A 14,416-nucleotide genomic window follows, 5' to 3' on the forward strand; every position below is an offset into this window, starting at 1 on the left:
CATGATTGCAGCCCATGATCTTTATGAGAATGATTTTGCCCGGTTTTGGATAACCGATGGTATTCTTTTTTTTGAATATAAACCCAATACTATTATTGATCTTAAGGTAGCTCAGTGTGTTGTAACCGATAGAATTCATTTTCAAAACGAAAGATCTTATCCCGTTCTGTGTGATATTCGAGGTATTGTTGCCACTAAGAAATCAGGTAGAGATTATTTGGCACAATCTGGGTCTATATTGACACAAGCCGTTGGTCTTATTGTGCACGAGAAAGTATTGTTGACAATTAGTACTTTTTATTTACAGATTAGCAGGCCCTCTGTACCTACTCAAATTTTTACTGAAGAAGACGACGCTTTGGTTTATCTGAAAGGGTTTATTATTTAGGATTTAGTTTACAGAAAGAAGAATTAAGAGTTGAATCTTATGAAAAAAGCGTACAACGAAGAACGTATTGTTACAATACATCAAATGTTATTTGAGATGGCACGTGGCAATTTTAACAGTCACATTCCCTTAAGTTCCAATGAGGACGAATTGGAAACGCTAGTTGTTTTAATTAATATGGTTGCAGAAGAAATAAAAGAGTCGATTTTTCATGTCGGCTACGTTAATCCCCATAGGACACATCAATTTATAGCCCAAAGCACATTTGTTTTGGATCTCTCTTTTTTAATCAAAAGTTTTACTCCTGAAGTTACTTACTTTTTAGGTTATTCGGAATCTGAGTTGATAGACCTACCTTTGGGGGGCATTATTACTACAGCATCTTTGGAACAACTACATGACGTACTTGATGCAAGCGTTTCATTGCCTACAACTATTGCTTTAGATTTCACACCTAAAGAACATTTACCTGTTTCAGTTTCTTGTAGTATTGGAAAGTTAGTTAATCGTTCGGAAATTATATTAAATCTTGTTACTCCTGCCCGTCAAGATTCCTATAGACCTTTGGCATACGAAAATGAAAACGAGAAACATAATAAAACTCGAAAAGCAGATGCACTTTTGATTCAGAAACTTTATGACTATATATTAGCGCATCTTGAAGAACCGCTTCCGTCACTAAAAGTACTTTCTTGTGAATTTGGCACAAATGATCATAAATTAAAAGATGGTTTTCGTCATTTTTTTAAGACTAGTATTTACCAGTTTTATAATGATGAACGTTTGAAAAGAGCTTATTTTATGATTGAACACACTACGATGCCTTTGAAAAAGATATCGGTGATGAATGGTTTTAACAATTATTCCAATTTTTCAAAATCCTTTAAAAAACGATTTGGTTTTTCGCCATACGAAATGAAGCGAAATGAAACCAGTTTTACTTCTCTACCGGAAGGTTAAATTTTAGTTTTTCAAACTTTCTCCGTTTTGGTCAAGTTTTACTCCCGATAAGACAAGAGTTATTGTTTTGAAATTCAGAATTTTGCTTTGTGGAACTTAAATCTATGAAGCTATGAGATTGAATACCCAAATACAAAACCTGTTTTTAGAGTTTATTTGCCTTCTTTATATTTTGCTTTTTGTCTATGCTGCGGCTAGCAAATTACTAGATTTTGAAAATTTCCAAGTGCAGTTGGGACAGTCACCCATGTTAAGCGCTTTCACCGGTTTTGTATCATGGGCGGTTCCAATAATTGAGCTCCTAATTGTGGCGTTGCTTTTATTTCCGAGACTCCGCTTTTTTGCACTATTTGTAGCGTTCAGTCTGATGGTTATGTTTACAAGCTACATCATTATCATTTTAAATTTTAGTTCCTTTATTCCATGTTCCTGTGGAGGTATATTGGAGAAGATGAGTTGGACGCAACATCTGGTGTTTAATAGTGTGTTTGTACTATTGGCGGCAGCGGGTATCTTGTTATTGGCCGGTGGCGTTTCTGGGGGACGCCGAATTTTAAAGCCCGCTGCTCTTGCCAGTATTTTTTCATTAGCCCTACTTGGTAGTATTGCCGTTGTGATTTTACTTTTTGTAGTATCAGAAGACATTATTCACCATCGCAACAATTTTATTCGCCGTTTTCCGCACCATCCGATTGTAAAAACGCATGAAATGGATCTCCAATTCAACTCGTATTATATAGCCGGAATCGACAATGGGAAAATATATCTGGGCAATGTGACTGCCCCTTTAAATATTTTGGTTGTGGATACTGCCTTACAACATCAACAGCGATTTATAATACAACTTTCAACAGAAAATCTACCTTTTCAGAGGGTTCAGGTTAGGGTAAAGCCCCCTTATTTTTATGTAATGGACGGCACAGTCCCCTGTATCTTTAAAGGGAATATCCAAGACTGGAAAGCTTCGTTGCAGATGTATGGTAAGGTGTACTTTTCACTGATTGAGCCTATTGATTCGCAAACATTTGTTTTTCGTGCTGTCAGTAGTACAAAGCACAAAAATGTTTTAGGTACCTTAAAGATTACCAGTACTAATGAAGTACAATTAGCTGACAATTTATTAAAAAGTCAAATTGACGGACTCTTTGATACTGACGGGATGCTTTTGTACAACCAGCAGCTAGAGAAAGTTATTTATACGTACTATTATCGCAACCAATATCTTATTACTGATTCGCATTTGGACCTAGATTATGTGGAACATACTATTGATACGATCAGTCGTGCCCAGATTAAAGTAGCTTATATTCATTCCAGAAAACAAAGCAAGCTTTCTGCCCCACCGCTATTGGTCAATAGAGGTACTGCGACTTATGGGAATTACCTTTTTGTTAATGCGGGTTTAATGGGATTGTATGAACCTGAAGAAATGTGGCGTACAGCTTCTATTATTGATGTTTATGATTTTTTGCATAAGCGATATGACTTTAGCTTTTATATTGATAATCAGGATCAAAAAAAAATGGAATATTTTCAGGTAAAAGATGATTTAGTGGTCGCATTGATTGGTCATAAGATCGTTACCTACCGATTGCATACCAAAGGGTATGCACCTGCTGATTTCAAATTACGATCCCCATTACTACATGCTATAAAGCAATAAAAATATACTGCGCGGTGTCAGGAAGTCGATCGAAAACCTGTAGAAAAGAGTAGATCATAAACAGTTAATTTTTAAATTTTATCATTATGAAAACACGTATTGTACAAAAGGCATTGCCTTTTGCAGCTATCGTTTTAGCGGTAGCAGGGGCTTTTGCAGCCAACATTTCCCGACCTACTGTCAGTTCTTTAACTGATTTTAACGGACGACTTCCCTCCACTTGTAGTGAAACAACTGTGGAATGTTCCGATATTGTTAAACCTCAGATGTGTACCAGCGGTGCGCAACAGTTGTACAAACTGAACGCATCCGGTACAGCCTGTCCACAGGTGCTTTACAAAAAGATTCCGTAAGACGCTCTGAAACTATAATTTAGTTGTTGAAAATGGCAATGCCGAACTTGAAAACCTCAGGTTCGGCATTGTTTTTTTATCTTCGTTTTTCCCAAATCCCCAAAACGTTCTAATGAAAAGGGAATAAAAAAGGAATTAATCAGTATTTCAAAGTGGTATTGTTTAATGCTTTAGGATCTGTTTTCAGTAAAGGGTTTCTCTTTAAGATAGTTGTCAAACCATTCCTTTACTCTTTTATCGAGGTCTTTTTGAGACTCGGGTTTGCCAATGGCGTGCCCTTGACCGGGATAAACCAGAAAAGTATGTGGCTTTTGCAGTCTTTGCAACGCTAAATGCAGTTCAATGCTTTGCGTCCAATTCACATTAGGGTCTTGCTGGCCCGTCCAAATCAATACTGGTGTATTTATTTTGCTAGCTTGCGCTATAGGTGAGTTTTCGATATATCCTTTGTAATTGGCAAACAAAGAGGTACCCATTCGCAATTGTGCGGATTCATAACGCCACATTTGGGAGCGGTCGCCATCGGATTGCATACTCAGGTAACTACTGACTAAATCAGTAAGGGCGGCACCCACGACTGCTGTTGCAAACCTATTTGTTTGTGAAATAATAAAGGCAGTTTCATATCCTCCAAAGGAACCTCCTATCAAACCAATGTGATCGGATTGTACAATACCCTTAGCGACAACCGAATCAATGGCTACTTGTACACCTGCAACTGCAGATTGTCCCGGTGTTCCTACTTCATAGGCAATGTCTGGATAGAATACTAAATAGCCCTCGAATGTATAATTCACCGGATTAAATCCATCGGAATTGTATTGTGTAGGATTAATGTAGTGATGCATCATACCGGATTGTCTTTCGTATAGGTGAACAATCATAGGATATTTTTTCCCGGATTGAAACCCTGCAGGATAAAACAATACCCCCTTCAAGGGTTGCCCTTTTTGGTTGGTATAGGAAATCAGTTCAGAATGCCCCCAGGAGAATTTATCCTGCTGCGGATTGGTTTTCAATATCACCTGCTCTTTTTTCATCGTTTTGCGCCAAAGCTGTAATTGTGGGGCTGTTTCAAACGACTCTTCCTTATACAAATATTTTTCGCTTTGCTTTGCCTTTCTTAGCATACTGATTCTTGCATTTTTAAATACCATCGCTTTGCAATGACCATTGCTTTCCAAGTAATAATATCCTGAGGCTTTATTATCGCCCTGAGCTTCGAGTACGATTCCCTTGTTAAGGTTAAAAGTATGGGTTGGTAAATTAGATAAGGTATTGATGACGCCGCTTTCATATAAATTTTGGTAGATCCTTAAACGTATTTTTTGCTCGCGCCCCTGGGTCAGTCTTTTTGCGTTTTTCCCATCTGGAGTTACTATCCAGATATCATACTGGTCATACACAATAAGCTTACCGTCCTGCGTCCAACCTGGACTACCATAGGGAGTGGTTGTTCCAGGCTGATCGAATTCCAAGTTATAAACCGGTGAGGGAATTACTGCTGTAACATTGGTGTTTTTTTTCAATATAGGATCGTATACCCACCATTTTTTATCTTTAAAGTAATTGATATACCTACTCTGGGGTGATGCTCCTATAGTTCCACTGGAACGGAGTTGTTTTTTTACCACTAAACTGCTTTTCCCTGTATTCAAATCGGTCAGGTAGAAGTCGGGTACCGCTTCAAATTCATACTGAGGCTCATAGGCCCGGTTATTAAAGGTCAATGCATAGTTTTGCTTATCGGTCAGCAACGCGTTTGGTAAATCGATTGTTGCAATTTGCACTAATTTGCTTTGTTCGGGCCACCACGCTGCCAATTTAGGAATATGGGCTGGGTCTGGCTGTTGTCCATGGTGTGTTCCTGATGCTACAGTATTCCATACCTGTACCGTATCATTTTCCTGTGCTGGCATTGCGCAGGAAGCCACATTAAAGAAAATGCGCTTCCCATCCTCTGAAATTTGTAACGGTACACGAGCAAATGGAATCACAATATGTTGGTCCTTCAGGAAATCAGTTGCCAGTAATGGGTCTAAAACATATAATTTGGGGATATGCTCCAATTGCTTCACATAGTAAATCTTGTGATTTTTTAGTTTACCGCTTTCTTGGTCTAATTCCTGAAAAAAAGCAAGAGCATCACCTTTGCTGTTCCAGGTGAGGTCTTTATAACGGGACCCTTTTTCCTGAACCACTGTTTCAGTGGTAAAATCAGCATTCATTCGAATCAGCTTCACCGCATTTTCTTTCGGTATCACGCAGGCCAAAATCGTTCCGGCTGCGTTAAAACTATATTCCGTAATACCGCTTATGCTATGTTCCTTTCCAGTCAAGACATTACGTATGTGGAGTACCTGTTCCTGTTCTGGCTCCTGCTTCAACAATGCTAAATAGTTTCCTGCACCCACAAACTCATATTTAACAACGCCCTGCATCCATTGTAGTGTCCCTGATTTTAAGTTTAGCAGTGCCATTCCTTTTTCAGGATCTTGGGCAAGCCACCATTTGCTGTCGGGACTAAAAAGACCATTTTCTGCAGTTGGAAAATACTGTTTCTTTCCCGTTTGCGTGTTTTGTACAAACAAGGTATCCTTTGCTGATTGGTAGTTCAGCCTGTAGCTGATCCAATTTCCATCCTCTGAAATTTTTTCATCCGAAAGGGTACTCCATAAGGCATAGTCTTTGGGTTGAACCTGCCTTTTTGAAAAGGACTGGCTCCAAGCGGAGCCCATCCCCAGTATCAAAAGGAGAAAGAGCCAGTTCGTATTTACTTTTAGTTTCATCCTGTTTTTCATTTTAATATCCTGGATTTTGATGTAGGTTTTTGTTTAACAGTAATTCTGTTGCGGGTACGGGAAGCCATTTATCGGTGCTTTTCCATCCCGGTTTTAAGGGGGATAAGACGGCATTGGCTTGTCCTGTTCTTTTTAGGTCAAACCAACGCTGTCCTAATTCGGTGAATAATTCGACCCTGCGTTCCTGAAGAATAGCCGACAACACATTTTCGGGAGTGTCGACACTCGTATCTACCAATCCTGTTCGATGACGGATTACATTCAAATCTTCTTTAGCACCTATCAAATTATTCTGATGCGCTCGGGCTTCGGCACGGATGAGGTATTGTTCTTCCAATCGCAATACAATTGCATATTCCTGAGAGGTTCCCGTATTGGCAATCTGTTTGTATTTGTAAGGATAATACCAAGTTTGTGTTCCATCGGTTACACTGCCCAGCCAATGATTTTTCCTTTCATCACCATTTTCAAACGCGTTTACCAAATTGTTACTTATTGCCGCAATAGGAGGTGGAGCACTGCTAAAAATAAAAGTATGGGCATCATGGGTATTCAGACCTGAAATACCGGGATGCAATTGCCAAATCACTGATGGACTTTCCTTTAAAAAGACCTTATCTAAATCTGCTTCACAATGGTAAAGCGCGGTGTTATTGATTACTGCAGTGGCTTCTTCTTCCGCTTGTTGCCACGCTTCTGTATACAAGTACACTCTTGACAGTAAGGCGCAAACCACTGCTTTATTGGGACGAACCCGCTCCGTTGTAGTGTAAGTATCCGTTAACAAAGTTTTGGACTGGATTAAGTCGGCTATTATTTTTGGGTACACCTCGTTCTCTGCAGTCCTTGAAATTGTACTGTTCCTTTTGTAATCGGTTGTATCGATGTAGGGAATATCCCCGTACAGGTTGAGCAGGTAAAAATGCAGGAATGCCCGAAGAAATAAGGCTTCTCCTTTTAAACGGTTGCGGTCTTCACTGGAAATTGCTGTTGTGTTTTCAAGCCCTTCCAAAATAGCATTTACGCCATAAATTTGGCTGTAGCCAGTATTCCACATTGCGGATACCGAAGCATTAGAAGGCAGTACCGTATGGTTGTAAAAATCCTCTACAGGGGAACTCGGACTTCCATAATAGGTCAGTTCGTCTGAGTAGTTTCCCATCAAGTTGGAAAGCCCGTCGGGATTTCCGGACAGCATGCCACTTTCTCGAAGTTGTGCATAGCAATTAGATAAAGCGGCTGTTGCCGTGGTGACATCTTCAAAGACAGCCGTTCCGGTGAGCTGTGACTGAGGTAAGTCCACTTCGGTGAAACTTTCACAGGAGCTGAGCCATAAGCATATCGTTACTATGAATAGTATAATAATTCCTATTTTTATTTGGTGGTAGTATTTCATATGTAAATATTTATAAGCTAAGATTTATTCCGAGAGTTACTTGTTGTAAGGGAGGGGAGTAGAATGCCGACTGGTTTTCAGGATCGGCTCCTTTGTAGTTTGTCAAAGTCAACAGGTTTTGTCCCTGCAAATAGATTTTTCCCGTCATGCCGTTTACCCATTCTTTTGGAATCGTATAGGACAAACTGATGCTTTTCAGTCGGATATATGAAGCGTCGCTGATCGAGGCATTGCTATTGCTATAGAGGAAATAAGCATCCAGTGCTGCTGCATTGGCTCCTGTTGTATACTGCTGTATTTCGGCAGTTGTTCCGTTTTGTGGCCAGTGATTCAAGACGGCCACAGGCTGGTTGGAAAAATCACCTACCCAAGAAGCGGTGTACAGGTAATTTCGGGCTTTTTGTTTGACGAACTGAAACAGGAAATCCATTCCCCAATTTTTATAGCTCAGTTGGTTTCCAAAGCCTCCAAAAAAGCGCGGCGCGGTATCTTCAATCCATTGGCGGTCTTCCGGTCCTGTGATTTTGCCATCTCCATTGTAATCCTCAAATTCGTATGTTCCAGTCATGGGATTTATTCCTGTGAAGTGATACACTTTTTGGATGCTCAATGTTTTTCCAATTACCAGTGTGTTGGCATAGGTAGAACCTTCTAAATCCGGAAATTCCACCAGCTTGTTTTTGGGAATAGTAAGGTTTAGGGTGGTTGTCCAGTTGAAATCATTCTTTTGAAAATTGACCGTGCGCAGTTCCAGTTCCAAACCTGTATTTTGTACGGTGGCATTCAGATTCGCCTGTAAAGAGGAGAATCCTGTAGTTCCAGGTAATGGAATTCCCACCAATTGGTTGGAAGAGCGGTTGCGGAAATAAGCGGCAGTCAGGAAAATACGATCTTTTAAAAAACCGAGTTCCACCGCCCCTTCCATTTTTTTGTTGGTTTCCCATCCAAAAGCAGGATTGAACAAGCGGGCAGGTTGTATCCCTATAACGCCATTGTAATTGTTGCCCGTAATCTCATAGGTGTCCAAAAACTGGTAATCCCCAATCTGGTCGTTTCCGCTGGTACCATAACTGGCGCGTAATTTTCCGAAACTTAGGAAGCTATTATTATTATTATTTATAAATTCTTCTTTGGAGAATACCCATGCGGCGCCAACGGCTCCGAAATTCGCAAAACGATTACCAGGACCAAAACGACTGGAACCGTCTCGTCTTCCGGTCAGGTTGATGATGTATTTGCTTTTCCAATTGTAGTTGAGTCTGCCAAAAAAAGCTTGGTATTTGTACACCGTCAATTGATCGCTGGTTATGGTCAGATAGGCCGCAGCGGCGAGATTGTGCAGTAGACTGTTACTGGAGAAACCCGATCCGTACTGGGACAGTTGTTGTGCCGTCTGTTTTTGAAAAGTAGTTCCTGCCAGCATATTTATTTCACCTCCTCCTAAAGTTTTTTTCCAATTGATCTGAGGCTCGATGATCCAAGATCGGCGCGTCGCATTGTTTAAAAAAAGCATGGACACTTCACTACCCAATCCGTAGGCCGGATTGTACATAGTGGAGGGAGCGGTGCGGTTTTCCTGTACATGAGACTCGGTATATCCTAAATTTGTTTTTAGTTCCAATGTTGGTAACACCTTATACAACAGTACCGTATTGGCGATTAAATTGTTGGTGTTTGCCAAATAGGTACCTTTCAAATAACTGAGCGGATTGTTCCAGGTTCCATTTTCCCAATTCAGATTCCCTTGAGCATCATACAGTGCAGGGGCATTGGGTGCCAAAATGGTTGCCTGATACATAAGATCGCTTGCAGGAAGCGAGTTCTTGTCAGTGGAATAGTCTGCCGAAAAGTTTAGCTGAAACCGTTCATCGGCAGAGCGGTGTGTCAGGCTATTGTGGACGGCAAATTTATCATAATGGGCATCACCTGGGAAAACAGTGGTTTCCTTGCGGTAGTTTCCGCTGAGTAGGAATTGTGTTTCGGCATTTCCTCCCGATACCGCTGCTTGAATGTTGTTACTATGGGAAGTGCCACCCAGAAGTTCTTTTTGCCAGTTGGTGTAGCGGTTGGGGTCCCAGGTTCCATTTATATCGTAAGCATAGGCAGGATACTCCGTAATCCCATCATTGGCAAAGGCTTCCTTGCGCATCGCTAAATATTGCGGTGTATTCAATAAATTCATGGTACGGGTCACCTTTCCAAAACCGGAATAGGCATTCAGATTGAATTTGGTTTTTCCTTGTTTTCCCTTTTTGGTGGTGATGAGTACCACACCGTTAGATCCTCGGGAACCATAGATGGCAGTGGCATCAGCGTCTTTCAAAACTTCGATGCTTTCGATATCGGAAGGATTGATGTTATTGAGCGGACTTACCGTTCCTGCCAAGATACTGCCGGAGGTCATCACAGAGCCTAAAGATTGGGAACTATACGGTACACCGTCAACAATATACAATGGCGCATTGCCGTCGGTGCGGATGCTGTTCATTCCCCTGATTTGTATGTCGAATCCACCGCCGGGAGTACCGGTGGACTGTGTGATATTGACACCCGTCATGCGGCCTTGCATCGCTGCCAAGGGATTATTGACGGGTTGTTTCTCAATGTCCTTAGCCGTGATTTTAGCAATACTTCCGGTACGTTCACTTTCCTTTACGGAATAGTAGCCTGCATTGACACGGACTTCTTGTAAAGAGGTTACGTCTTCTTGTAATTGTATATTAATTATTTTCTGTCCATGTATGGGAACTATCTCTGTTTTGAAGCCCATAAAAGAGAAAACTAATGTATCGTCAGGTGATGCGACTATACTGTAATGCCCGTTGAAATCGGAAATTGTTGCTGTTGGTTTTCCTTTTATGGAAATAGTAACGCCTGGTAAGGGGTTGGTGCCATCAGTAATGGTGCCGCTTATTTGGCTTTGTTGGGGTAGAGACTGCATTTGCCTCAGTACGGTTTTTGCAGGAGCTGGGGTGTAGGATAGTGATAACCCGAAAAGAATCAGGTACCAAAAAGCCGAACCACCTTTGTTTAATGAAATAATTTTCATAATATTGGGTTGGTTATGTGAAACGTTAGTTTTATTAGCTACGGTCCTCTAGTTAGTTTGTCGACGAGATAGAGGGCCATTTTTTTTGTTGTACCGCTAAGGCACAAAGGTTTTTGTGTTTTTTTTAATTCATTGGCATTTTTTTAAAGTTTTTTTAAGGAAAGCCAACTGCCGTTGCCTGTTGCAGCCAGACGGTGGCAGAGCCTTTCCCAACTAATTCAATTAATTAATGGTAATGCGAAACTTAAAAAAGGAAGCGGTGCTAAGAATTGAAGTGAGTAACATCAGGGCATAAAAAATGGCATGGAACTCAGCTTACTGCCCTTGAGGTACTGGTATACCGTGCAACAATAAGTGAGCCCACGCCATGGGACGTGAGCATCTTACTTATCATCTAGTTGCAAAAATTACCAGTTTTCAAGAGCTAGATTCTAAGCGAATGCTTCAATATTTTATTTGAAGGATCGCAAAAATACAATTCATTTCTGAATAGGAAACAAATATAGAAATATTTTTTAAATACTGGCATATATCCCAATAATATTTTTACTAATAAAATGGAAATTGCTTGAAAACATATTGAAATGGAATTAAATGCAGATTTACAAAAATATATAGGAAGAAGAATTTCTGAAATAAGATTAAAGAATAACCAAACTCAACAGGACATTGAATTTTTGACGGGTATTGATTCTGCAGAGGTAAGTAAGTATGAAAGTGGTAAACGAAATTTAACGCTAAAAACTTTAATGAAGTTTGCTAGAGCTTTACAAGTTCATCCTAAAGAGTTGTTTGATTTTGAATTTGATATTAAAAAATACCGAGTTGATGAGTAAACAAAAAAATAAGAATTTGAAAGATGCTTAGGCATCTTTTTCTGTTTTATAGCGATACTGAATACTTGTCAATTCGGGATTAAAGCTTGTAGAAAACGGAGTAATTGATTTCATGCTAAAAGAGTAACTCTCTATAGGTTCTATATTTGAGGTATGGAATGGTATGAAATTATAGAGTTTATTGTGGCTTGGTTTACAGACATTTTAGTTATTTATGGAATTAGCAACAACACTTGAAAAATTTCACAGACTATTTAAACACAAAAAAACTCAATCAATAACTTATTATAAGCACTGCCTATAACACATTAGACCGTCTGACATAGCATTTCCTTCATATCTTCGGCTATCGTCTACTTGATATACTTTTTGAGTCCATTGTCCTTTTCCATTTAGCAGATAATTTTTCGAAATTTCCAAGTTCTGTCTTTAAAGAAAGTGTACAAACCTGTGTTTTTCATATAACCAATTTTGTCGTTAATGTTTAACAATGTCTTTATCAGTTTTTCCTACTATTAAAAGATGTTACATCACAATTTTGTTTGGTTGATTTTCTACCAATTCAACCCATTATAAACCGTAATTGTGTTTTGTTTTAGTTGGCTTTGATGTCTGCTGTTTTCTTGTTTTGGCCGTAAGTATTTAAGGCAAACGATCTTACCTAAATCAGCAATGTTACTTTTTTCATATAGTTAAAAATGTGTTAAAATTTATTTTGTAAAAATAGTATTTTTATTTAGAACAATTAAAAATAACATATATATTTGCAAAAAAAATTAACATAATTTAAATCGCTTTATGAAAAAAATAAAAATTATTTATTTACTTATTTTAATGCCTTTTTTTGGATTTGCACAAGAAAAAATTAACTCACAAGAAAAAGTCAACGAATTAGATGATATCATAATAACCGCTAGTCGCAAAAAAGAGAGTATAAAAGAAGTAACCTCTTCGGTTACTATTGTTGGAGAGAAAAAGATCCAAACCCAGTCAGTAGTTAATTCAAACATTAGTAGTATTCTGCAATATACCGTTCCTAGTTTAGCAACTTCAAGTAATCAAACTTCAAATTATGGACAAACCTTAAGAGGAAGGCCATTTTTAGTAATGATAGACGGCATACCGCAATCTACCCCGTTGCGAAATGGAGGAAGAGACGTTCAGGTTATCGATGCAGCTTCAATAGAACGGATCGAGGTTATAAAAGGGGGCACGTCAATTTATGGAAACGGCGCAGATGGTGGGATCATAAATTACATAACCAAGAAAAGCCGTCAGGATAAAATTGTTTCAGGTTCTGTCCAGTTCGGACTCGCGACCCAACCAGCAACTTTTACCGAATCGCTTGGATATAGAACATCTGTTTCTTTAAATGGAAAACAGAAACGTTTTGATTATGTTTTGGGATTTACCTACGATAGGTCAGGATTGTTAAAGGATGCTAATTCTGTAAATATTGCCCCAAACTATAGCTTGGCCAATATGAATACCTATAATGGACTGATTAAAATAGGGTATGCAATATCCGAAAAACAAAGAATAGAAGCATCCTATATTGGATATGCATCAAAATCATTCTTAAACCAAGATATTAAAATTGGCGAATGGGGTGTAACTCCTTCCATTGGGATAGAAATATCAGATAGGCCAGGAACCCCAGAGGGAACTCCAAGAAATCATAATTTCAGGTTAAGCTACTCTAATTCGGAAATCTGGAAAGGGACTTCATTAAATGTAAACGCCTACTCGCAGGACTTTAGAACGGTTTTTTTCTATGATAAAGTGCAATTTCTTAACGGCGGACAATCTAACGTAAAATCGAATAAAATAGGTCTTCGAGCAAATTTCGACTCACGTCTGATTTCTAAAGCTGATTATAAAGCAGAAATAATTTATGGGTTGGACTTGCTTCAAGATGCCACGGTGCAAAAACTGGAGGACGGTCGTTTTTGGACACCACAAATGAATATGCAGAATACTGCCCCATTTGCTTTGATTAAATTTGATGCGTTGGATAAGTTTACAATAAAAACAGGTGCTCGATATGAAAATATTAGAGTTAAAGTAGATGATTTTAATACGCTTCCGATATTAAACACAAAAACAAATACCTATCCCCAAAGCATTTTTGTTAAAGGCGGTAATTTGGAATACAATGCACTAGTTTGGAATATGGGAGTCCGATATAATATTTTGCCTGCAATAAGTATTTTTTCAAGCTATTCCCAATCGTTTTCCATTAATGAAATTGGAAGAATATTAAGAAGTGCAACCACAAGTGTTGTCTCAAAGTTACCGACAGACCCGATAATAGTTGAGAACTATGAAGTTGGATTGGCCGGAGCACCAGTAAAATGGTTTAATTACGAAGTAGCAAGATTTTCGAGTACTTCAAAATTAGGGGCATCCTCAGTTCAAAAACCTGATGGATCTTATGTTATGCAACGCGCTCCAGAACGTATTTGGGGGTATGAAGCTGTTGTTAATTTCAAGCCTTCGGCTTATCTGAGTTTTGGCGGTTCGTATGCCTGGATAGAAGGAAAAGTTGATAATGACAACAACTTTTCTTATGAAAAATACATAAATGGTGCTCGAATAATGGCGCCAAAAGTTACAGGCTACATTCAAATTCAGCCTTTGAAAAATTGGGATGTCGAATTAAGTGCTTTGCATAATTTTGAAAGAGACCGGTTTAGCCCGGATCCGAAAACAAATAAATATAGTTTTAATGAAGGGCCTGTGCGAGAATATACAGTTTTCAACATTAGCAATTCATATATAATTAACAAGCATTTTAAAGCATCATTAGGTGTCGAGAATTTATTTAACAAAGACTATTCTCCAAATATCGCATGGTGGATGGCGAGAAATCAAGACTATGTGAAATCACCGGGCAGAAGAGCCACTTTGCAAGTACAATATAGTTTTTAGCCCTTCAAATCTAAAAAAAGAAGAAAAAGAAGTATCAAT

Annotated in this window: 9 protein-coding genes; 6 read left to right on the forward strand and 3 right to left on the reverse strand. The window is 39.0% G+C overall.

What is annotated here, in order from left to right:
* The first annotated feature begins 1 nt into the window (after position 1).
* The 4 genes from ACNQGH_RS13225 to ACNQGH_RS13240 all read left to right on the forward strand — a co-directional run bounded on the left by ACNQGH_RS13225 (position 2) and on the right by ACNQGH_RS13240 (position 3,364).
* Positions 2 to 388, forward strand: a complete 387-nt coding sequence (locus tag ACNQGH_RS13225; RefSeq protein ID WP_417956485.1) for a DUF7793 family protein — start codon at positions 2 to 4, stop codon at positions 386 to 388.
* 39 nt (positions 389 to 427) lie between these two features.
* The gene (locus ACNQGH_RS13230; RefSeq protein WP_417956486.1) at positions 428 to 1,348 is read left to right on the forward strand and encodes a helix-turn-helix domain-containing protein; all 921 of its coding nucleotides are present in this window, start codon (positions 428 to 430) and stop codon (positions 1,346 to 1,348) included.
* Between the two features lie 112 nt (positions 1,349 to 1,460).
* Positions 1,461 to 3,011, forward strand: coding sequence for a MauE/DoxX family redox-associated membrane protein (locus tag ACNQGH_RS13235; RefSeq protein ID WP_417956487.1), 1,551 nt, complete (start codon positions 1,461 to 1,463; stop codon positions 3,009 to 3,011).
* 86 nt (positions 3,012 to 3,097) lie between these two features.
* Positions 3,098 to 3,364, forward strand: coding sequence for a hypothetical protein (locus ACNQGH_RS13240; protein ID WP_417956488.1), 267 nt, complete (start codon positions 3,098 to 3,100; stop codon positions 3,362 to 3,364).
* A gap of 170 nt (positions 3,365 to 3,534) precedes the next feature.
* Here the strand turns inward: ACNQGH_RS13240 and ACNQGH_RS13245 are convergent, their stop codons facing one another.
* From ACNQGH_RS13245 to ACNQGH_RS13255, 3 genes are read right to left on the reverse strand one after another with little or no spacing between them, the layout of a single operon-like run.
* Complete coding sequence (locus tag ACNQGH_RS13245; RefSeq protein WP_417956489.1) at positions 3,535 to 6,153, reverse strand: S9 family peptidase; 2,619 nt, start codon at positions 6,151 to 6,153, stop codon at positions 3,535 to 3,537.
* Between the two features lie 13 nt (positions 6,154 to 6,166).
* Positions 6,167 to 7,561, reverse strand: a complete 1,395-nt coding sequence (locus ACNQGH_RS13250) for a RagB/SusD family nutrient uptake outer membrane protein (protein ID WP_417956491.1) — start codon at positions 7,559 to 7,561, stop codon at positions 6,167 to 6,169.
* Between the two features lie 10 nt (positions 7,562 to 7,571).
* A complete protein-coding gene (locus tag ACNQGH_RS13255; protein ID WP_417956492.1) occupies positions 7,572 to 10,610 on the reverse strand; it encodes a SusC/RagA family TonB-linked outer membrane protein in 3,039 nt (1,012 codons plus the stop codon).
* Between the two features lie 584 nt (positions 10,611 to 11,194).
* Here ACNQGH_RS13255 and ACNQGH_RS13260 point away from each other — a divergent pair.
* Both ACNQGH_RS13260 and ACNQGH_RS13265 read left to right on the forward strand, forming a co-directional pair.
* Entirely contained in the window at positions 11,195 to 11,446 is a 252-nt protein-coding gene (locus tag ACNQGH_RS13260) for a helix-turn-helix domain-containing protein (protein ID WP_131993911.1), read from the forward strand.
* Between the two features lie 798 nt (positions 11,447 to 12,244).
* A complete protein-coding gene (locus ACNQGH_RS13265; protein WP_417956493.1) occupies positions 12,245 to 14,377 on the forward strand; it encodes a TonB-dependent receptor in 2,133 nt (710 codons plus the stop codon).
* Positions 14,378 to 14,416: the final 39 nt, after the last annotated feature.

The organism is Flavobacterium kochi (genome assembly GCF_048286715.1).
Taxonomy (GTDB): Bacteria; Bacteroidota; Bacteroidia; order Flavobacteriales; family Flavobacteriaceae; genus Flavobacterium.

What these genes read in the sequence shown, in the direction of transcription:
- ACNQGH_RS13265 (WP_417956493.1), top strand. Translation starts at nt 12,245, where the DNA reads ATGAAAAAAATAAAAATTATTTATTTACTTATTTTAATGCCTTTTTTT.
- ACNQGH_RS13225 (WP_417956485.1), top strand. Translation starts at nt 2, where the DNA reads ATGATTGCAGCCCATGATCTTTATGAGAATGATTTTGCCCGGTTTTGG.
- ACNQGH_RS13245 (WP_417956489.1), bottom strand. Translation starts at nt 6,153, where the DNA reads ATGAAACTAAAAGTAAATACGAACTGGCTCTTTCTCCTTTTGATACTG.
- ACNQGH_RS13240 (WP_417956488.1), top strand. Translation starts at nt 3,098, where the DNA reads ATGAAAACACGTATTGTACAAAAGGCATTGCCTTTTGCAGCTATCGTT.
- ACNQGH_RS13255 (WP_417956492.1), bottom strand. Translation starts at nt 10,610, where the DNA reads ATGAAAATTATTTCATTAAACAAAGGTGGTTCGGCTTTTTGGTACCTG.
- ACNQGH_RS13230 (WP_417956486.1), top strand. Translation starts at nt 428, where the DNA reads ATGAAAAAAGCGTACAACGAAGAACGTATTGTTACAATACATCAAATG.
- ACNQGH_RS13235 (WP_417956487.1), top strand. Translation starts at nt 1,461, where the DNA reads ATGAGATTGAATACCCAAATACAAAACCTGTTTTTAGAGTTTATTTGC.
- ACNQGH_RS13260 (WP_131993911.1), top strand. Translation starts at nt 11,195, where the DNA reads ATGGAATTAAATGCAGATTTACAAAAATATATAGGAAGAAGAATTTCT.
- ACNQGH_RS13250 (WP_417956491.1), bottom strand. Translation starts at nt 7,561, where the DNA reads ATGAAATACTACCACCAAATAAAAATAGGAATTATTATACTATTCATA.